Here is a 19,948-nt window from a genome sequence, read left to right as displayed (position 1 = left end):
AGGCTCCTTTACTCGCTGTCATATTCGACAATACCGCAGGTTATCCACAGGGTGAATGGGCGGCGAGGCGACAGGTGTGACGCGTGGGGCGAGTTATCCACAGGCGGGGCGGAGCGGGCTTTCGCGTGGGTGGACGGTGGCTTAACCTCGCAGGCATGACCCGCTTGCAGGACTACGCCCGCCAATTAACCTCGCCGATGGAGCTTCTCGGCGAGGTATTCGGCCTTGCCGAGACGGACCTGCGGCGGCTCGGCATTTCCCGGCAAGAATCGCGCGAATTGCTGCTGCTTGCCGATGCCTACTTCGGCCCCACCTCCTTCACCCGCCGCCAGCGCACGTGCCGGGAAACCAAGCACTGCTTAACCACGCTCAAGCTGATTGAAAAATACGTCTCCCGCACCAAGACTAAGCGAGACGCTTGGGCGCTGCGGGCGGAGTTGTGTGCGACGTCGCGGGACATCGACAAGCTGGCGCGCACCCGGCTCAAGGGCGGGCCCTCCACGCTGTCTATTACGGGCGATTCCGATTTCATCGCTGACCTGCACTCCACCATAGGGGAGGATTCCCCGCTCGAGGCCGTCGACCGCATCTTCTTTCGCGGTGGTGCCACGCGCCCAGTGGCTAGCACCAATATCATCATCCACCTCGATGAGCTGGATAAAATCTTAAGCGGCGGCGGTGAAGAGGTCACGCTGCAGATGACCAATGGTGCCGAAATTTCCGGGGCCAAGTTGGTGGAGAAAAAGCTAGCCGAGGTAGGCCTCATCACCCTCATCCATCCCTTCGAAGGCCCGGTCAACCTCTATAGGACCTCCCGGTTCGCCTCCGAAAAGCAGCGGTTGATGGCCGCCGCCGAAAACCCCTCCTGCCCGTGGGCGGAGTGTAATTATCCTGCCGATAAATGCCAGGTCCACCATCTCCAGGCGTGGAAGCACGGCGGCGAGACGAATATGGATAACCTGACCATTGCTTGCCCCTACCACAACGGCGTCAATGACGATGACCCGCACGCCCCACCGGTGCGCGGCCGCCTGCATCGCCACCGCGGCCGCATCGAATGGCTACCACCCTGGGCCTCGCCGCCCAGCTAGGTGCTCCCTTAGACTGGCTCCACTGATCTGGAGCCGGAGTGATTCTGCACTCGCCTGGAAAGCTGCGCTCCGCCTGCCGTCGCTTTTCAACTTGCCACCTCTATTAGCAATCGCTGGTCCAGCGGTTGCCGGTTTGGCGCGCCGTGAGACCTGTGAACCTGCGGTGAGGTCTGGGGCGTCGCGAGCAGGGTACGTTGTGGTGTGTCGTGGGCCCTGCGTGCTGGCGGTGCAATTTGGCGTGCCTTCTCGCTAGATCGAGGCAATGCCACGCCCTTTGCACTGCGGTGGAAGCAAAATGCGTGGTTGCCCAGAGATTAGCTGGGCAGCGGGCTTTTAGGCCTCGAGGAGGCTGCGGCCGAAGTAATCGGAGTCGTCGGTAACGCCGGGAAGTGCGTAGAAGTAGCCGCCGCCGTAGGGGCGGATATAGTCCGCCAGCGGTTCGCCCTCGAGGCGTTTTTGCACCGTAATGAATTGTCGCTCCAAGTCCTGTTGGAAGGAGATAAACACCAGCCCCACGTCGAGGGTGCCATTATCGCGCACGCCATTGTCGTAGTTATAAGCGCGGCGCAGCATCAACTGGTCAGCGGTTTCTGGGGTGCGAGGATTGGCCAAGCGGATGTGGGCATCGGTGGGAATGACATCACCGGTGGCATCATCGAGGTAATCCGGTTCGGCGTGCTCATCGCCGCCCGATAGCGGGCCGCCGGTTACGCGGTCGCGGCCAAAGATTTGCTCCTGCTCGGCGATGGAAATGCGATCCCAAAACTCGGTGTACATGGCAATAAGCCGCACCGCCATATAGCTACCGCCCGCAGCCCAATCGGGTTCATCCGAACCGGCCCACACAAGCGAATCATAATCATCGGGGCTGGGATTGACGATGCCATCCTTAAACCCCAAATGATTGCGCTGCGTGCCCGATGGCCGCGGGGAATTCATGTAACCATTCTGCCGCCAGCACACCGCCACATCGCCGCGGGTATGGCGCAATATATCGCGCAGCGCGTGGAGAACGGTATCGCGTTCATCGGCGCAAATCTGTAAAGCGAGGTCGCCGTGGCACATTTCTTCTTGCAGGGAGTCATCTGCAAACGCTTCCATCGCGCGCAAGTGGGCGGGCTTGTGGGAGTCAAGGCCGAAGCGGTCATCGAAAAGCGAATCGCCCACAGCGAGGGTGATAGATAAATGATCGGCTGGAAGTTCAGGGCCCAACTCGCCCGAATCCATCGCCGGGTAAGCAATGCCATCGGGCGCGGGAGTGCCACCTGCGGTTAAGAAGCGTGCCCTTTCACTTAGCGTACGCAGGAGCTTGTCCAAACGGGCTTTTGTCTTGACCTGCACGTCCAAAGCCACGATTTCCGAGTATTTCTGCGGGGGATTTATGATGCCTTGCTGGTGTTCGCCGTGAAAATCTAGCGCACCCGGCTGATCCAAGGAATCGGCGGATTCCAGTGGAAGCGAGGTGGACTGCGCCTCTGCTCCGGGGGCAGCTGCGCCTGCGGCCGCGGAGGCGGCGAGGCCAGACAGAAAAGAGCGGCGGGAAAAGTTAAACGGGCACGGCACTAGTTCATCCTCCGAATAACGGTCATGGTGGCAACTGGGGCGAGCAGCTCATTCGCCTTGGCGACGCCCGCCTGCAAACGCAAGCGATCCTCCTGCGACCAGTCCTCAAAAGCCACGCTCGGCGTACCACCGTATTTATCGTCGAACTCCTCAGCAAGGGAGTCTAAGTCTGCGAGCTGATCGTAGATGGGCGCGGTGTCCAAGCCGCGATCCTCGACCAAAGAGCGCACGGGATCCAGCGTCATCCGCGTTGACATTATGATTCCACGCAGGGCGGTAGGCAGGGCGTGGGCGCCGAAATCGCGCTCGCCGCGCAGGTCAAAACGTTCGAACTCCTCCATCACCTCATGCGCGCGCAGCCCATAATCCGGGGCGGGGATAGCGAAATGGGAGGTGTCGAGGGCGTGGGCGGTCTGGTCGGTGGCATCGGCAAGCTCGGCGGCGGGGCGGGCGGCATCGCTCGGCGGGCGGCTGGACCACAGGATGCGCTCGATGTCTTCGTAGCCCTCCAATTCCGGGCCCGGCCACTCCGCGCTGGAATCGTCGAAGGAGCGGTAATACTCCAGGTAGTCCAGGTAGGCGGCTTGGGCGGCGGGGCGGGAGGACGCGGTGGCATCGGCAAGCGCATGGGCGCGCTTTTGCAACTCCGGCACGCGCTTTTCCTGCTCTTCAGCCTGCTTGATGGAAACCGCGGCAACCTCGTGATCCGTAATGGGAACCATCTTGGGCGCATTTCTCACCGTGGACCCCGTCACCGTGAAATCCTCCGACTCCACAGCGGAATCGTTGTGGAAAACGCAGGTCAGATGGTAGGTCCCATCCTCCAGCTGCGGATTCCATTCGCGCACGGCAGGGGTGCCGACGCGCTCGAGGACCTGATAAGCGTTGCCCTTGTCATCTGAAACGTAGACCGTGAGGGCAAGCCCGGTAGTGTTATTGATCTTCCATTTCGCCTCGCCCTGCACGTCCTCAGGTGCCGGGCAAGAATACACATCGCGCACGGCGAGCTCGCGCGTGGGCTGCTCGCTGCCCTGCCCACTGAGCGTGGCCTGGGCACCCGTTTGCGGGATGGAAAGTCCAACGGCGAGCACGAATGCGGTGGCGAAACGGGAAATCTTCATCAATTAGAACGGAAATTTAGGCAGGTTTTTCAAATCCAAGCCGGGGTGACCACTCATGACCCAACCGATGATGCCAGCGGCTACGCCCAATGCGGCGAGAATACCAATAATGCCCACCTTGGTGGAACTGGATGCGGCGTGGTTGGTATCCGGCTGCTGGGCCTTATCCATCGTGGTCACGGCAGGAACGCCCTGCTCGGTGACCTTGGTGTCATTCATGCCATCGACAACCGGCTTCAAGTTGGTGCCAGCGCGCGAGGTGTCATCCACGCGCTCTACGGATTCATAATCCTCCGCGACGGTGCCATCGGTTTCATTGAGGAAGAGCTTCGGGGCCCTGTCTGCAGCCGCGAAGTCGAACATACCGGTGAGCTCACCCGCGCGGTCATCGAAGGAATCTCCGCCCAAGCGACCGAGACCCCAGTTGTCCTGGATGAACTTGGTCACCGAGGTCTGCTCGGTATAGGTGGAATCGATGTGGTTAGTCTTGGCGTAGGGAGAGGCAACCAAGAGGGGCTGGCGGGTGCCGGGGCCGCACTGGCCGTTCTTATCGCCCTTGATGCCTACCTTCGCGGCAGCGGCGGTGCAGATTTCCTTGTCCTGGTGCGGATCAGTGGAACCGTTGAGGATTTCCGGCGCCTTGTGGTCGTACCAGCCATCGGAATCGTCATAAGCGATGACGACTGCGGTGGAATCCCACTCCGGGGAGTTTTGCAGCTCGTTGATGTAGTGAGTGATAAACGCCTGCTCATCTAGCGGGTTGGAGTAGCCGGCGTGGCCATCCTGGTAGTTGGAGGCCTTAAGGAAGGACACGGAAGGCAGGTTGCCCTGCTCGATGGCGGTATCGAAGTCCGCGAGGTCGTACTGGTGGTTTGCCTGGTCGGTCTTGCCAATCATGTCATCGCTGGACGGAGCTAGGTGGTGCGGGTTGGCGGTAGAGGCGTAGTACTGGAACGGCTCGTGGTGCGGATTGTAGTCCGTCTGATTCTGGCCGGTCAGCGTGGTGTGCGAAGAGCCGCAACGGGCGCGGGAGTCTTTCGTTGCCTTATCGGTGGGGCGGAATCCACCTTGGAACCAGCCCCAGGTGACGTCCTTATCGTTGAGTTGGTCACCAATGTTCTTGGAGTGCATCGCGGTGACCTGGTTGGTACCAGCGGAGGAGTTGTTGGAGCAGTCATCGAAAAGCGGGTCAGGGTCGCCCACCACGGTGGCGGTAGAACCGTCCTCGGATACGCCGGCCAAGGCGTGGTTCTTGCCATCCTCGATTTTCTGCTGGTCGCCCGTGTCCGGGTCGTGCATGGTGGCATCCGCAACGGTGCCGGAAATCAGGTTCAGCGCGCCCGGGGTGGAGGGGCCGAAGATGGTGGAAAAGCTATTGTCATTCAGCGCAAAGTTCTGCGCGTAGTTCCACATGCCGGTCACGGTATTGCCGTCGTAGTATCCCATGGTCATGCCGGGAGTGGCGTAGGAGCCTTCGCCATACTTATCGATGTCCGTGGAGACCGTCTCCGGGAACTTGTCCATCTTGCCGCCGTTGTAGGCTTCCTGCTCATCGGCGTAGTGGTGGTTCTGGTCCGTGGTCACGGCGTGTTCAGGCGAGATGCGAAAAGGATCGATGGAATTCGGATTGTCCTTCAGCTTGCCGCTGTTTTCGAGATTATCCGCTTTAGGGGTGTTGGCCTTGGCGGTGAACTTAGGGGCGGGTTTCTCGCTTCCCTGCAGCTTTTCGGTCTCGTCATTGAGCGCGTTCGGATAGGTACCGAAGTAGTGGTCGAAGGAAATGTTTTCGGAGTAAATGACCACGACGTGGTCGATGGGGGTTTTGGTTTCTGCCTGTGCGATACCGGGGACCAAGGAGGTCGTAGCAGCGGCTGCGGCGCACACTGCCACAGCGCGAGAGCGAAGCTTCATCTTATTTTCCGCCTTAAGTTAAACGAGTGAAACAAAGAGGGAGAAAGTGGCTGTGGCTCGCCGAAGAGTCATCGGTCGCTTTCGAATCGAAATTAAACGCCGCGAAACCATAAACCGCAAACACTCAAAAAGGGCATTCCCAGTCTCAGGAATGCCCTATATGTGCAGCTCAAACTCGCTTTTGCACAGCCGACGCCACAGAGATTGTTAACTGAAAGTTAAGGTACTATTACGCTGCGCTTTCCAGTGCCTAGTCGTCCGCGTCCGTCGACAGCGCCGCCACGAAGGCCTCCTGCGGCACCGACACGGAGCCCAAGGTCTTCATGCGCTTTTTACCCGCCTTCTGCTTTTCCAGCAGCTTGCGCTTACGCGAGATATCGCCGCCGTAGCACTTGGCCAGCACGTCCTTGCGCATGGCGCGGATGTTTTCGCGGGCGATGACCTTGGTGCCAATGGCCGCCTGGACGGGAACCTCGAATTGCTGGCGTGGAATCAGTTCCTTTAGCTTCTTGGTCATCTTATTGCCGTACCACTGGGCGGAATCGCGGTGGATGATGGCGGAGAAAGCATCCACTGGGTCACCATTAAGGAGGATATCGACCTTGACGAGGTCGGATTGCTGCTCGCCGGCCTCCTCGTAGTTGAGCGAGGCGTAGCCCTTGGTGCGGGATTTCAACATGTCGAAGAAGTCGAAGATGATTTCGCCCAATGGCATGGTGTAGCGCAGCTCCACGCGGTCTTCAGACAGGTAATCCATCCCGCCCATCTGGCCGCGCTTGGATTGGCAGAGCTCCATGGTCGGGCCGACGAACTGCTCGGGCACGATGACGGTCATGGAGACAATGGGCTCGTAGACCTCGTTGAGCTTGCCTTCCGGCCAGTCCGAGGGGTTGTGAACCCAGCTTTCCTCGCCGTCTTCTGCCACCACGCGGTAGGTCACGGACGGGGCAGTAGAAATCAGGTCGAGGCCGAACTCGCGCTCCAAGCGGTCGCGGGTGATTTCCATGTGCAGCAGGCCCAAGAAACCGCAGCGGAAGCCAAAGCCCAGGGCGACGGAGGTCTCGGGCTCGAAGGTCAAGGAGGCATCGTTAAGCTGCAGCTTTTCCAGCGCATCGCGCAGGTCGGGGAAATCGGCCTGGGAGATGGGGAAAAGCCCGGAATAGACCATTGGGTCAGGGTCCTTGTAGCCCTTCAGCGGGGTCTCGGCGCCGCCGTGGGACCAGGTAACGGTATCGCCCACCTTGGTCTCGCGCACGTCCTTCACGCCGGTAATCAGGTAGCCCACCTCGCCAGGGCCCAATCCCTCACACTTTTGCATCGTGGGCGAGACGATGCCGATTTCCAGCAGCTCGTGGTTGGCATTGGTGGACATCATCGTCACCTTCTGGCGCGGGGTGAGCTTGCCGTCCACCATGCGGATATAGGTCACCACGCCGCGGTAGGTGTCATAGACGGAGTCAAAAATCATGGCGCGCGCCGGGGCATCGGGAGCGTACTCCGAGGATGGCGGCGGCACCAGCTCGCAGACCTTATCGAGCAGCTCGACCACGCCCTCGCCGGTCTTGCCCGATACCTTCAGCACTTCCTCGGGCTCGCAGCCGATAATATTGGCGATTTCCAGCGCGTACTTATCCGGATCCGCCGCGGGCAGGTCGATCTTATTGAGCACCGGGATGATTTCCAGGTCATTTTCCATCGCCAGGTACAGGTTGGCGAGGGTTTGGGCTTCGATGCCTTGGGCGGCATCGACAAGCAGGATGGCACCCTCACAGGCCTCGAGCGCGCGGGAGACCTCGTACGTAAAGTCCACGTGGCCGGGGGTATCGATCATCTGCATGACGATCTGCTCGCCTGCCGATGCCCCGGATTGCGGCACCCACGGCAGGCGCACGTTCTGCGCCTTAATAGTAATGCCGCGTTCGCGCTCGATATCCATATTATCGAGGAACTGGTCACGCATATCGCGCTCCGCAACCACCTTAGATAGCTGCAGGATGCGGTCTGCCAGCGTCGACTTTCCGTGGTCGATGTGAGCAATAATGCAGAAGTTACGGATCCGGGAGGGATCCGTAAACGTCGTGGCCGCAAAGTTTTCAGACATACGTCTACAATAGTCGACATGAATTCCGGCATGCTCACCCGTCTGCGCGAGGCGCTCGGAATCAGCGAGCGCGAACCCGTGGACTCCGGCCTCAACCGCATCAACTCCCAGTTAGGGCTGGATAGGTCCACCCAAAGCCACGAACCGCGCAAGGCCGCCTCCATCCAGGTCGAGGCCACCGCGGCACACCCCCGTTCCATCTTCTTCTCCCCCGATATGGACGGCCAGGCCGATTCCGGCGAGGTCGTGTGGGTGTGGACGCCATCGGAAGGCAAGCAGTCCCCTCCCCGCGAGCGCGCCATCTTGGTGGTCGGGCGCACCCGCACCACCGTGACGGGCCTGCTCATTTCCGCCAATCCGGAGCATGCGCTTGACGATGCCTGGCTAGAAATCGGTTGCGGCGAATGGGACGCCTCCGGGCGCAATTGTTGGGTGCGCCTGGACCGTTTATTGGAGGTTTCCGAGGAACAGGTGCGCCGCCAGGGTATTCTTTTTCCAGAACGCAGGTTCGAAAGAATCGCCAACCGGCTGCGTTCGCGGTACCACTGGGCCTAATTCGGCGGCCTGGCGGCTGCGAACTTGGATCAGGGTCGGCTGCGCTGCTATTATTTGCGAGTTACTTACTTTCCGGGCGCGTTGGTCGGGGCGGGCAGGACCTTGGGTTCGCTCTTCGAATACCAGCGCCGAGCGGTTCCCGCACTTGGCGGGGATCGCGGGACACGTCCGGTGGGTTTGTTTCTGAATCAATCATCTTCGATTATCAAGAGGTATTTTCATGGCTAATATCAAGTCCAAGCAGAAGCGCGTTCTGACCAACGAGAAGTCTCGTCAGCGCAACAAGAGCGTGCGTTCCGCGGTTCGCACCGAGATCCGCAAGTTCCACGCAGCCGTAGAGACCGGCGACAAGGCTGCAGCAGAAAAGCAGCTGCGCGTTGCTTCCCGTGCGCTGGATAAGTCCGTTTCCAAGGGCGTCTTCCACCGCAACGCTGCTGCCAACAAGAAGTCCGGTTTGGCCACCGCCTTCAACAAGATGGACTAGTAACTAGCCTTCTTGTCTCCCCCGAACAAAGCGCTGCCTGCGTGCAGCGGCTTGTTCGGGGGATTTTTATTGCGCCGTTTTCATTGCACCTGAGGGGCCTAGGCTAGATCATCGGCAAAGTAGGCCTCGAAGATCTTGCCTGCATCTGCATAGGCCACCGACAAGGATGTACGCCCATGGGTTTCCACAAAAGTCTGGATGGCGGTTTGAAACTGCGTGTGGATGATATTGACCGCCGGGATGAGCCGGGGATCCGAGGCCCTCCACCCCTCGCGGGCTTGCAATGCTCGGCGGATGTGCATCATGACGCGCTCGTTTCGGCGCCAGTACATGGACAATAATTTCTCATCCTGGGAGAGCGCTCGGGCGGTCAATTGGGAAATTTCCGGGAAATGATCGTTGCCCACAGCGTGCTCAAATTCCGTGTTTGCCATGACTGCAGAATCCTCCCGCAGGCTACCGGTGGGCAGGCCAGCGGCGAAGTTTTGCAATTGCTGGTCGAACTTTTCCGAAACTTCTGGGCCGAGTACCGCTGACTCCTTGTCCTTGACGTAGTTAAAGAGGGTGCGCCGAGATATCCCGACGTCGTGCGCGAGCTCTTCCATAGTGAACCCGTCATAACCGTGGTCAATAACGAGTCGCAGTGCTGCGACTCGGATCTCTGAAATGCGCGGCATACTCTCTCCCCTCTTCCTCACGATATTCAACCCGTGGGAAACCCAACTATTCAACCCCATAAATATGGTATTTTCTTCACCTTATAGTCTTTCTCCCCACCAAGAAAAACCGACCCTTGGTAGGCTTCCCTAACCACTACGAATCGCCGAAGTTTCGGCATGCCAAAGCGGCATTCCCCGCCCACGACGGTAAAGCAGGCGCCAACTCAGATGTTAAGACAGCTACTGAAGCGGTAGCTTGCCCGCATGGTTATTTTACACTGGAGCGCCCAGTTTATGGGCTTGTATGTTCGAAAGGGTGATAGTGTTCGTGTCTGCATGGGCGGCTAAGATAGGTGACCAATGAAAAACGTCAAGCCTCTGGTGAAATGGGCCGGCGGGAAACGCCAGCTCCTGCCGCATATTCACGCCGCCCTGCCCGCTGGGACCCCGCGGCGTTATTATGAACCCTTCATCGGCGGCGGCGCAGTTTTATTTTCGCTCACTCCGGCCTCCGCGCGGGTCAATGACCTCAACTCGGAGCTGATTAATTTATATGAGGTAGTGCGCGAAGGCGTCGACGAGCTGATTAGCTTGGTGTCGACTTGTCCGAACGACGCCGATTTTTTCTATCGGCTGCGCGCGGTAGACCGCGATGCGGAACGGTTCGCGGCGCTTTCTGCTACAGAGCGGGCCGCGCGGACGCTCTATTTGAATAAGACCTGCTATAACGGCCTATACCGCGTCAATTCCGCGGGGCAATTCAATGCGCCTTTTGGTCGTTATAAGAATCCCACCATCTGTGATGCAGATACGCTGCACGGGGTCCACCAGTATTTTCGGGACAATGACGTCACTTTCACGCAGGGCGATTTCGCAGCGGCGGTAGCAGATGCCGGTGAAGGAGACTTTGTCTATTTCGATCCGCCCTATGACCCAGTCAATGTCACCAGCTCCTTTACCGGTTATCAAAAGGGCGGTTTTGACCGCGCGGAACAAGAGCGTCTGAAGGCGGTGTGCGATGACCTCGATGCCCGCGGGGCGAAGTTCCTCCTGTCCAATTCCGCCACGGAGTTTATCCGCGACCTCTACGCGGATTTTTCCATCGACACCGTTGCAGCCACCCGCGCCATCAACTCCGTGGGATCGCGGCGCGGCAAGGTAGATGAAGTGCTCGTGCGCAACTACGAAATAGGCCATGAGTAACGCACCGAGTGCACGGGAGCAGCGGGAGCTTCGCGCGCTTTTCGGCGTCCCAGCAGGCGAAAAGCTTGGCCTCGATGATTGGGGATGGCTGCGCATCTTGGCTTCGGGGTATGGCGAGGAACTGGAAGAGAAAGGATACTTCTACCTCACGGCCAAGGAGCTAAAGGAGCTTTCCGGCCGAGAACCGCGGTTGATGGCCAAGCACGATTTTTCCACCTCGCGGCCGTGGATTTTCAAGGAACTGGGCCTGGGGATCCTCCCGGTGAGCCGCAGCGAATACTTCATCGGGCCGTTGGACCTGTACGAACGGTTCCCGGAACCCACCCACGCCGGGGCGGGTTCTGTGCGCACCTTGGACATGCCCGCCGGCCTTGACACCCTTGATATCGAAAGCGTGAACTCGGAGTCGATGGCGTTGAATGTGGCATCGGCAAGCGGCATGCTTGAGCACTTCTTGGGATGCGAACCATTGCAGGCCACCGTCGCTGGGCGCATGTCGTCGCTGGACATGGCGATTCCGGTGCCAGAGCTGGGGCTGGAAGTCAAGGTCGACCGCGCGCAAATGGAAATCGACGGCGGCTTCGAATCGCTCGAGCATTTGGTGCTGGTGGAGGCGAAAAATCACATCTCCGAAGATTTCAATATCCGGCAATTGTATTTTCCGTACCGGCGCTTCCAGCAGTGGCTATCTAAAGCCGTGGTGCCCGTGTTTTTGGTCTACTCGAATGGCATCTTCCACCTGTATCGGTACGATTTCAGTGATCCCGCGGATTTTCGCAGCATCGCGCTGGTAGACCACGCCCGCTACGCCCTGAGCGCTTCGCACCTCAGCGTGGAGGATGCGCTGGGCATCATTGCCTCCGTCGATACCGAACCGGAACCGGTGGGGATTCCTTTCCCGCAAGCCAATAGTTTTGAGCGCGTGGTCAACCTGGTGGAACTCATTGCGCAACAGCCGATGAGCAAGGAGGAAATCGCTGAGGTATACGACTTCCATCCGCGCCCGGCAGACTATTACGCCAATGCGGCGTGCTACCTCGGGCTGATGGAGCTTGCCGATGCCCACTATCAGCTCACCCCTCGCGGCGAAAAGGCTATCGCGCAGCCGCGACGCGATGGGCGCAACGCTGCCCTGCTGCGCGCGTTGGCGGCGCGGCAAGTATTCCGGCAGGCGCTGGAAATGAGCCTGCAGCGCGGGACGGTGGCCGAGACGCACGAAATTGCGGCGGCGATAGAAGGGCTCGGCCTGGGCGCTGCCACGGCGAGGCGGCGGGCCTCGACGGTGGCGCGATGGATCCAGTGGGCGCTGGATGTGGTGGCAGAGGGCGAACCTGAAACCCTGCCCGGGCTTTAAGCCACGAGCTGCTGCACGCCGGCGACGACGAGCGCGAGGCCGGCGATGATGAAGAACAGGCCCGATCCGATATCGATCCACGGGCCCGCGGCGATGAGCTTGCGGCGCACCGCATTCGTAGAAATCACCATGGCCACCACGAGGAAGAAAGCGAAGGCCGAGAGCGCCAGCGCCAGGGTCAGCGCGATGGCCAGCCACAGCGGTGGGGATGCCGGCAGCTGCGGAGCGATCATGGCGGCGAGGAAGAGCACGATCTTCGGGTTCGACAGGTTCGTTGCCAGCCCCATCTTGAAGGAGTGGCGCAGCCGGCCCAGCTTGGCCTCGGCGTCCTCCAGATCAACGGGCGGGTTGGTGCGCTGTTCGAGGCCGCTGCGCAGCGCCCGCCATCCCATGAAAACGAGGAAACTGCCGCCGATTGCCTGGACCGCGCCTAAGATTCCGGGGAAAGCGGTCAGGAGGGCGGCCGCACCAAAGACCGTGGCGCCGCACCAGAACAACACGCCGATTTGAATGCCCGCGGCCGCGGCGATGGCATGGCGGCGCGACTTGGTGGCGTAGCGGGTGACCAGGATGATATCCGGGCCTGGCGAGGCCACACCCACCAGGTTCATCAGGAGGATGGTGAAAAATGAAGTCCAGCTCACTGCGCGGACTCGCCTTCCAGGCGGCCGAGCAGATCCTCGCGGCCAAACATGCGGGCCGAATCGATGGCGGTTGGTTGGCCGGCGGTAGCGGAGGCGCCGGCGTTTAGGAGGGCATCGACAACCGCGTCTTCTTTTTTGAAGATCGCACCTGCCAGGGGTGACTGGCCGCGATCATTGAGCAAGTTCACGTCGGCGCCGGCCTTCGCTAGCGCGGTGACGAGTTCCGCGTGGCCGTGGTAGGCGGCAAGCATGAGAAAAGACTGGCCTTCTTGGTTGACCAGATTGATATTGACGCCCTGGTCAATATAGTTCAGGAGATCCGGGTTTCCTTCCCGCGCCATGTCAAAGAGCCGGCCGGCGAATTCTTGCACTTGTTCCTCAGACATGGACTCTAGCTTAACGTGCCAATTCCGCGATTCGTTTTACGGCCGCCTCAACGGCGAATTCGGGCTCGCCACCTTGGCCTTTAACGGCGGCATCCAGTTCAGAGACGAGGATGACGGCGGCGGTGATGTCATCGGCAGTCCAGCGCCTGGCTACCGGTTGGGTCATTTTTACAACGTACGGGGCAAGCCCGGTTTGGCTGGCAAGTGTGTACTGGTCCCCGCGGGCGGAATACAGGCGCGCGATGGCACCCACCTTATTGGCCAAGGCCGCGGCGATGGCCACGGGGCTGGCGCCGAGTTGGAGGGCGCGCCGGCAGGTAGAGACGGCGGCCTCAACGCGGCCGGCGACGGCGGCATCGGCAATGTCCCAATTGGCTACCTCGGCCACGCCGACGTAATAATTACGCACCGCTTCCTGCGTCACGTTTCCACCAGTATCGGCCACGAGCTGGGAGATGGCGGAGGCAAGCTCGCGGAGGTCGGAGCCGACGCCGTCGAGTACCGCGTGCACGACATCCGGGGTGGGGCGAACGCCGTGGGAGGCGAACTCGCGGGTGGCCCACTGGCCCAGCTCATTGGGGTAGAGCGAAAAGACTTCGTGCACCTCCGCAATCTTGCGCAGCTTCGCCACCAGCTCGGGCGCCTTCTTCTTTTTCTTCAGTGTCTTCGCGGCCACGGAATAAACCACCACCATGGTCATGCCCGGCGCGGGATTAACGCAGGCGCGCAGGATGATATCGACTACCTCTTTCCCGGCGCGTTCGCAGTCCGTGATGACGATGACGCGGTTATCGCCAAACAGCGACGGGCTGGTGGCCTCCAGGATTTCGCCCTCGGAAACCTCGGAGGCCTTGAGCGTCATCAATTCGGGGCGATTGGCCTCGCCTTCGGCCGCTGCCTTGTGGATGGTGTGGCGGGCGCGTTCGGTGAGGAATTCATCATCGCCGAGAATGAGGTGTACGGGAGGCATGCCCACCATTTTAGCGTTAGGCGGCAAACGCACCTAGACAAGCGATAACCCCCGCCAAGGTCAGCCACGGCCTGTGATAGAGCAGCCCGGCGATGACCCATCCGTACGCGAGGAGCGTAAATAGCGGGTGGGCGGTGATGGTGACCACGGGCAGGCTGGCCACGCCGTGGGCGATGGTATTGATCCACCACGCTGCGGGTTCGATGAGCTTCAATAATCCCGCGGCGATGATGCTCAGGGGGCCTAGCTGCGCGGCGATGGCCGCGAGCAGCCCTACCACGGTAATGGGTGCGGTGGCGGGCGCTACTAGGACATTGGCGAGGACCGAGACGACGGATACCTCGCCGGACATGAGGGCGATAAGCGGCAGAGTGAGGATATCGGCGGCAATCGCCACCGCGATAGCGCGCAGGAAGATGGCGGGCCAGCCGGTGACCGCGAGCTGCGAATAAATAAGCGGGCTTAGCATGACGATGCCGAAGGTCGCCGCGCACGATAGCGCGAAGCCAAAGTGCACCGCGAGGTCCGAATCCACGAAAAGGAGGGTGAGGATGCCGAGGCTGAGCGCGTGAATGGGTTCCATGGTGGAAGAGTGCAGCACCGCGAGCAGGCCCACTACCCCGGCGACGGCCGCGCGCTGCACCGACGGTTCAAGTCCCACCAAGACGACATATGTGGCTAGCGCGGCCAAGGACACCGCCACCTTGGTGCGCGGTCCGGCGGCGCACGCGGCGCAAACGATGGCGGCGAAGGAACAGACGATGGCCACATTGGCACCGGATACAGCGCTGAGGTGCGATAGCCCGGTATCGATGTAGAGTTCGCGCTCGGCTGGGCTTTGCAGGGAGGTATCACCAAGCACCATGCCTGGGATGAGCCCCTGGCTGCTCGGGCCTACCGCCTCTAGTACGACCGCTCGGAAGTTATCGGCCACCCGTGCGGCCCAGCCGGCCACGCCCGAAGGTGGCGCGGCGATGCTCAAGTGGGAGGCGTTGGCTATAACGGTCCCGACTCCGGGTTGGTCGGACTCGGAAAGCTGAATCGCTGCCGTGACCTGCGTTCCGGCGGGTGCGCTCAGTGGTTCGGGGCTAAAGACCGGAAGCTGCGCGGGGTAGCCTGGGACATCGAGCCGGATGAGCCAGCCGCCGGTGCTCGTTTGGGTCGGCGCGGTGACCACGCGGCCGGTAATCTCGCGGCCGAAGTCAAAGGCGGCCGCACGCGCCTGTCGCACGCCTGCTACGAAGGCGGCGGCGCTGGCAATCACGCCGCAAAAGATGGCTTGGCCCCAGTGCCGGGCGAGCAGGCATATTCCTACGACACTGCCGATGCACGCCACGGCCCACCCCTGCCCGAAAACCAGCACCGCGATGACCGCCACCCATGCGGTCAAGGCGCCGGGCAGCAGGCGGAGTTCTTTCATCGCGGCGTGGCCTCTTCTGCCTACAGCTGCACGTCATCTTTGAGCTTGGCAAACTTGGCGGGACCAATCCCGCTGACCTCGAGGAGTTCCTCGACGTCCTTAAAACCCCCGCGCTCTTCGCGGAAGGAGACGATGGCTTCCGCGGTGACCTCCCCTACCCCGTTGAGATCCATGAGATCGGCGGCGGTCGCGGAATTGAGGCTGACTTTATCGCCGCCGGCGGGTACTGCGGCGGGGGCATCGGTAAGCGCGGGGTCGGGCGGAGCACCTTGGGGCAGGACGTGGAGCTGCTGGCCATCGGCAAGCCGCTGCGCTTGGTTGAGCGTCATGGTCTCCGCCTCCGGCAAGGGCGTGGCGGCCGCGAGGGCATCGGCGACGCGGGCACCAGGCTCGAGGGTCTTCAGGCCGGGCGCTGCAACTTCGCCGACGACGGATACGACGATCTCGCTCGCCTCCGCGCTAGGCTCGGCGGTGGTACTGCCCATCGCCGCGGGTTCGGGCATGCCGGACTCATCCGAATTGCGGGTACTAAGGCCCAGCCAGATAATGACGCCCACCACCACAATGATGGCTACAGCGCAGGCCTGCCAGCGGCTGATGCGCACGCGCGGGCGCGGGTAATCGACATGGAGGAGTTCTTCCTCGCCGGTGGGTTGGGTAAATTCGCGGAGTCGTTCGCTGATTTTGGGTGCCGCCATAGCCCACAGGCTAGGAAGCCGCCGCGTGCGGTGCGAGAACGTGGGCGGAGGCGCTGTGGATAAGTCGTTGTAGGAAGCAACCAAACGGGTCCTGGCGGGGTGGTTATCCACAATCGGGGGTGCACAGGCCGTCGGGCTTCGCCCGTGCGTGCGAGGGCCTAGGAGCTAAATACCGCAGATACCCCAATGGCGGAGGGTCCAGCGTGCACGGCGAGCACCTCGGTTAAGGGCGTAGTGATAAAGGACGTGCCTTCTGGCAGGGCATCGCGCAAGAGGCCCTGCAGCTCGTCCGCCGCCTCGCTAGCCTGATTGTGTTGAATGGCGATGAAGGCTGGATCCCCGACGGCGCGGGCGGCGATGATCTCTACTACCTTGGTAAAAGCCTTTGTCTGCGTGCGGGTTTTTCCCACCAATTCCAGTTTGCCGTCCACGATGGACATAATCGGCTTGGTGGCTAAAAGCGCGGTGGACAACATGGCGGTGGCGGCAGACATGCGGCCCGAGCGGCGCATATCCTCCGTGGAATGCAGGTACACCCAGGTAGCCGCGCGCTCGATGCTGTCTAACGCCGCCGCGTGGCATTCTTCCAGCGCTTCGCCTTGTGCCGCCTTGGTGGCCGCCGCCATTGCCGCAGCACCCATGACCATGCCGGCCGAACCGGAATCGATAACCCGCACCGTATCGGGGAAAACCCCAGCCGCGGCCACCGCCGCCGACCACGTGGACGAAAGCTCCTTGGACAGGTGAATGGCGATGACGCCATCATCCTGTGCCTTTTCCATCTCCCGGCCGTAGGCCGCGGCCAATTCGAGGGAGGAAAGGCCCGAGGTGGTGCGCAGTTTTCCGCCCTTATCCTCGGTATCCATCACGTGCAGGTCAATAACGGTGATATCGAGTTCTGCAGCAATCTCTGGGGGCAGGCTGGCCGCGGAGTCAGTAATGACGCGAACGGTCACTAGGTATCTGCCCCTCCATCACCGGTGACCTCGCCACCCATATTCCAGCCGTCAAAGTACCACTGCGCGCTCGCCACCGTCTCCGGTGTAAATTCAAGCGAGTTTACGGGGGTTTCCGGATTGAAATCCGGGCGGGCGGTCAGCTGCGACCAGTGGGTATTTTTCAGCCCGGACAAAATGCCGTACTGGCCGTGGTCCAAGCCCAACAGGTGGCAGGTGAGCGCGGAAATTGCGCCCCCGTGGGCGACGATGAGCACGGCTCCATCATCCCAGCCGGAAAATTCCTGCATGAGCTCGTCGACGACTGGGCGTGCGCGCCGCGCCACATCTACGCGGGACTCGCCTTCTGGCGGGGCCCAGGTGGGATCGTGGCGCCAGATGGCGCGGGCACCGGGAAATTCAGCATCCACTTCGGCAGAGCTTTTACCCTGCCACTGCCCCAGATTGGTTTCGCGCAGGCGAGGATCCGTAGAAAAGTCCAGGCCGAGCGATTCTGCCACCACCCGCGCGGTTTCTCGCGCGCGCTGCAAATCGGAGGCGACGATTTTTACCACGCCCTGATCCCGGAGCAGGCGGGCGGCGGCGCGGGCCTGCTCATAGCCGACATCGGAAAGCTCAGTGTCCAAGTGGCCCTGCATGCGGCCGGAGGCATTGTAGGTGGTTTGTCCGTGGCGGATCAGAATCAGGCGGCGGCTCATGGTGGGGTTAAAGCTCCTCGTCCTCGCCAGGGGCCTTTTGCGCCAATGGCAGCTCATCAATGGAATCCACGGTGCGCGGATTGATGCCGTTGGTCCAATCGCCGGGGCGCTCGGGTGGCTCAATGCCCTCAATGTCCACCAAAGGGCAATCGTGGTAGAGGCGGTCGAGCCCATAGTGCTCCCGCTGGTCCGTGCGCTGCACGTGGATGACGATATTGCCATAATCCAACAGCACCCAGCGGTTTTCGCGGTTGCCCTCGCGGCGCTGCGGCTCGAAGCCCTGAGCCGTCATCTGGTCCTCCACCTCATCCACGATGGAGCCGACCTGGCGCTCATTATCGGCAGAAGCCAGCACAAAAACCTCGGTGATGGCGAGGACATCGGAGACATCGATTGCAGCGATATTGCTTGCTAGCTTGTCCTGTGCGGCATGCGCCGCGGTTGCCGCCATGCGGCGGGCGAGATCAGAAATAGACAATGTATAAAAATTCCCTTTTCGCGTCTGGTGAGGAAGTGTCTTTTAGCTGTCTATTCTTGCACGTTCGGCGCGATTGTGCCCAAACTTGAACTATAAAGGTTTATCCGGCTGCGCCGAGTAGAGGTTATTTTTGGTGATGTATTGCACCACCCCATCCGGAACCAGGTACCACACCGGGCGGTTTTGGGCGGCCCGCTCGCGGCAATCCGTGGAAGAAATGGCCATGGCCGGGATATCGATAAGGTTGATATCCTCCCGCGAACCGGCGGGCAGCATGTCCGTACTCAGCTCGTAGCCCGGGCGCGTGACGCCCACGAAGTGCGCCATTTCCAGCATCTCTTCCCAGTTATGCCAGCTCATAATGGATTGCAGGGAATCCGCACCGGTGATGAAGTAAAACTCGGCGTCCGGAAAAAGCTCGCGCAGATCCCGCAGGGTATCGATGGTATAGGTAGGGCCCTTGCGGTCGATGTCCACGCGGGAGACGGTAAAGCGCGGGTTGGAGGCAGTTGCCACCATCGTCATCAAATACCGGTGCTCCGCGGCGGTGACCTCGCGGGAGGCCTTCTGCCACGGTTTGCCGGTGGGCACAAAGACTACGGTATCGAGGGCAAAGCGGTGCGCCGCCTCGCTGGCGGCGACCAAGTGGCCATTGTGGATTGGATCAAAGGTGCCGCCCATGATCCCAATGCGCTGGGAATTAGTCATGGCTGGAGAGTATAGCCGCTACCCTGCTGGGGAGTTAAGCCAGCCAGCCACGGTATCGGCCACGCGGGCATTGTCCTGTTCCACTGCCGCATCGCCTTCGCTATCGCGGAAATATGAGGCGTGGTGGGCGGCCTTGGTGGCCAGGGCGTCTTTGGCATTGCGCAGGTTGAGGTCGCAGACGAAGTCGCCGGCAAGGCAGTAATCGATCCGGCGATCGGCCTGCAGTGCGGCGCTGTGAGGAATGAGATATCGCGGAATCGGCCCGGCCATGCCGTCGGGACGCCGCAAGGGATTGCCCAGGTAGATCGCCCCGGCAAGCTTGTCCTGGGACGCGAGGTAGCGCTCCGCGCTGGTGGCGATAATGGCTCCTTGCGAATACCCAGCGGTGATATAGCGCGGGCTGCAACCCGTTTCCTCTTCGTACTTCTCCACCACGCGCGGCGCGTTGTTCATGCCACTGCGCAGGCTCTGCACAAAGCCGACGGTGACCTGATAGACCAGCTCGTGCAAGGGGTGTTCCAGCAGCACCCCGCCCAAGCGGCGCATCAGCTGCAGCGGGCCCAGGTTTTCGCCCTCTTGGGCCAACGGTGGAAGGTTCATAGAGGCCGGATATGCATCCGCATCCAACGCCAGCACGTAGGCATTATCCATGGTTCCGGGGTGGCGTTGTTCTACCAGGTGGAAGAGCGCTGCGAGGTTGGGACCTTCATAGCCATTGGATTCCGCGCCCTGGTCCGAATAGCGCTGCGGGCCGAAGTACTCCCCGTGTTCCTCATTTTGGTCCGAGCCGCGCGCGGCAAGGAATACATAGTCGGGGCAGGTCTCGGCCGGCGGATGAGTCTCCCCCGCTGCCGCGACAGGTGTGAGCACAGACATGCCAAGCGCCGCCGTGGCGGAGATAGCTACAAAGCCAGCGGCGGCGCGAGAGAGAGGAAAAAGGCGCACGTT

At 61.1% G+C, this 19,948-nt stretch carries 20 protein-coding genes; 5 read left to right on the top strand and 15 right to left on the bottom strand.

The window, feature by feature from the left end; genetic code table 11:
• The first annotated feature begins 155 nt into the window (after positions 1-155).
• Entirely contained in the window at positions 156-1,091 is a 936-nt protein-coding gene (locus tag HMPREF1257_RS00750) for an HNH endonuclease signature motif containing protein (protein ID WP_034659058.1), read from the top strand.
• 333 nt (positions 1,092-1,424) lie between these two features.
• On the opposite strand, the gene efeB is transcribed toward HMPREF1257_RS00750, so the two are convergent.
• From efeB to lepA, 4 genes are all read right to left on the bottom strand, one after another.
• Positions 1,425-2,654, bottom strand: coding sequence for an iron uptake transporter deferrochelatase/peroxidase subunit (gene efeB / locus HMPREF1257_RS00745; RefSeq protein ID WP_023023485.1), 1,230 nt, complete (start codon positions 2,652-2,654; stop codon positions 1,425-1,427).
• A complete protein-coding gene (locus tag HMPREF1257_RS00740) occupies positions 2,654-3,775 on the bottom strand; it encodes an EfeM/EfeO family lipoprotein (protein WP_023023487.1) in 1,122 nt (373 codons plus the stop codon). The genes efeB and HMPREF1257_RS00740 overlap by 1 nt, the downstream gene beginning before the upstream one ends.
• A gap of 3 nt (positions 3,776-3,778) precedes the next feature.
• Positions 3,779-5,686, bottom strand: a complete 1,908-nt coding sequence (locus HMPREF1257_RS00735) for a phospholipase C (protein ID WP_023023489.1) — start codon at positions 5,684-5,686, stop codon at positions 3,779-3,781.
• Between the two features lie 250 nt (positions 5,687-5,936).
• A complete protein-coding gene (lepA, locus tag HMPREF1257_RS00730; protein ID WP_023023491.1) occupies positions 5,937-7,787 on the bottom strand; it encodes a translation elongation factor 4 in 1,851 nt (616 codons plus the stop codon).
• Positions 7,788-7,805: 18 nt separating this feature from the next.
• Between lepA and HMPREF1257_RS00725 the strand changes: the two genes are divergently transcribed.
• Positions 7,806-8,342: a type II toxin-antitoxin system PemK/MazF family toxin gene (locus tag HMPREF1257_RS00725; protein WP_023017102.1), complete on the top strand. Its 537-nt coding sequence runs from the start codon at positions 7,806-7,808 to the stop codon at positions 8,340-8,342.
• A gap of 220 nt (positions 8,343-8,562) precedes the next feature.
• Complete coding sequence (gene rpsT / locus HMPREF1257_RS00720) at positions 8,563-8,826, top strand: 30S ribosomal protein S20 (RefSeq protein ID WP_023023493.1); 264 nt, start codon at positions 8,563-8,565, stop codon at positions 8,824-8,826.
• Positions 8,827-8,924: 98 nt separating this feature from the next.
• Here rpsT and HMPREF1257_RS00715 read toward each other — a convergent pair whose 3' ends face one another.
• Positions 8,925-9,503, bottom strand: coding sequence for a TetR/AcrR family transcriptional regulator (locus HMPREF1257_RS00715; RefSeq protein WP_023023495.1), 579 nt, complete (start codon positions 9,501-9,503; stop codon positions 8,925-8,927).
• A gap of 342 nt (positions 9,504-9,845) precedes the next feature.
• Between HMPREF1257_RS00715 and HMPREF1257_RS00710 the strand changes: the two genes are divergently transcribed.
• Complete coding sequence (locus tag HMPREF1257_RS00710) at positions 9,846-10,688, top strand: DNA adenine methylase (RefSeq protein ID WP_023023497.1); 843 nt, start codon at positions 9,846-9,848, stop codon at positions 10,686-10,688.
• On the top strand, positions 10,681-12,042 hold the full coding sequence (locus HMPREF1257_RS00705; RefSeq protein WP_023023499.1) for a hypothetical protein: 1,362 nt from the start codon (positions 10,681-10,683) through the stop codon (positions 12,040-12,042). Before HMPREF1257_RS00710 ends, HMPREF1257_RS00705 begins: the two co-directional genes overlap by 8 nt.
• Here HMPREF1257_RS00705 and HMPREF1257_RS00700 read toward each other — a convergent pair.
• The 10 genes from HMPREF1257_RS00700 to HMPREF1257_RS00655 form a co-directional block, all read right to left on the bottom strand.
• Complete coding sequence (locus HMPREF1257_RS00700) at positions 12,039-12,686, bottom strand: LysE family translocator (protein WP_023017099.1); 648 nt, start codon at positions 12,684-12,686, stop codon at positions 12,039-12,041. The two genes, HMPREF1257_RS00705 and HMPREF1257_RS00700, sit on opposite strands and share 4 nt — an antisense overlap.
• Positions 12,683-13,072: an ankyrin repeat domain-containing protein gene (locus HMPREF1257_RS00695; protein WP_034659054.1), complete on the bottom strand. Its 390-nt coding sequence runs from the start codon at positions 13,070-13,072 to the stop codon at positions 12,683-12,685. The genes HMPREF1257_RS00700 and HMPREF1257_RS00695 overlap by 4 nt, the downstream gene beginning before the upstream one ends.
• A 10-nt stretch (positions 13,073-13,082) precedes the next feature.
• Positions 13,083-14,051, bottom strand: coding sequence for a DNA polymerase III subunit delta (gene holA, locus HMPREF1257_RS00690; RefSeq protein WP_023023504.1), 969 nt, complete (start codon positions 14,049-14,051; stop codon positions 13,083-13,085).
• A 7-nt stretch (positions 14,052-14,058) separates the two neighbouring features.
• Positions 14,059-15,462 carry a ComEC/Rec2 family competence protein gene (locus HMPREF1257_RS00685; RefSeq protein ID WP_023023507.1) on the bottom strand — a complete coding sequence of 468 codons (1,404 nt, stop codon included), beginning with the start codon at positions 15,460-15,462 and terminating at the stop codon, positions 14,059-14,061.
• 20 nt (positions 15,463-15,482) lie between these two features.
• Positions 15,483-16,160: a ComEA family DNA-binding protein gene (locus HMPREF1257_RS00680; protein WP_023023509.1), complete on the bottom strand. Its 678-nt coding sequence runs from the start codon at positions 16,158-16,160 to the stop codon at positions 15,483-15,485.
• A 158-nt stretch (positions 16,161-16,318) separates the two neighbouring features.
• Positions 16,319-17,116, bottom strand: coding sequence for a DegV family protein (locus HMPREF1257_RS00675; RefSeq protein ID WP_023023511.1), 798 nt, complete (start codon positions 17,114-17,116; stop codon positions 16,319-16,321).
• Positions 17,116-17,814 (bottom strand): histidine phosphatase family protein, encoded by a 699-nt coding sequence (locus HMPREF1257_RS00670; protein WP_023023513.1) that lies wholly within the window; start codon positions 17,812-17,814, stop codon positions 17,116-17,118. The genes HMPREF1257_RS00675 and HMPREF1257_RS00670 overlap by 1 nt, the downstream gene beginning before the upstream one ends.
• Positions 17,815-17,821: 7 nt before the next feature.
• Positions 17,822-18,265: a ribosome silencing factor gene (gene rsfS, locus HMPREF1257_RS00665; RefSeq protein ID WP_198010486.1), complete on the bottom strand. Its 444-nt coding sequence runs from the start codon at positions 18,263-18,265 to the stop codon at positions 17,822-17,824.
• 117 nt (positions 18,266-18,382) lie between these two features.
• Positions 18,383-19,000 (bottom strand): nicotinate-nucleotide adenylyltransferase, encoded by a 618-nt coding sequence (gene nadD / locus HMPREF1257_RS00660; protein WP_023023517.1) that lies wholly within the window; start codon positions 18,998-19,000, stop codon positions 18,383-18,385.
• Between the two features lie 18 nt (positions 19,001-19,018).
• Entirely contained in the window at positions 19,019-19,945 is a 927-nt protein-coding gene (locus HMPREF1257_RS00655; protein ID WP_023023520.1) for a cutinase family protein, read from the bottom strand.
• Positions 19,946-19,948 lie beyond the last annotated feature (3 nt).

Source organism: Corynebacterium sp. KPL1814, assembly GCF_000478175.1.
Lineage (GTDB): Bacteria > Actinomycetota > Actinomycetes > Mycobacteriales > Mycobacteriaceae > Corynebacterium.
The sequence above is the reverse complement of the archived record's forward strand: the minus strand, read 5'-3'. Positions and strand labels throughout refer to the sequence as shown.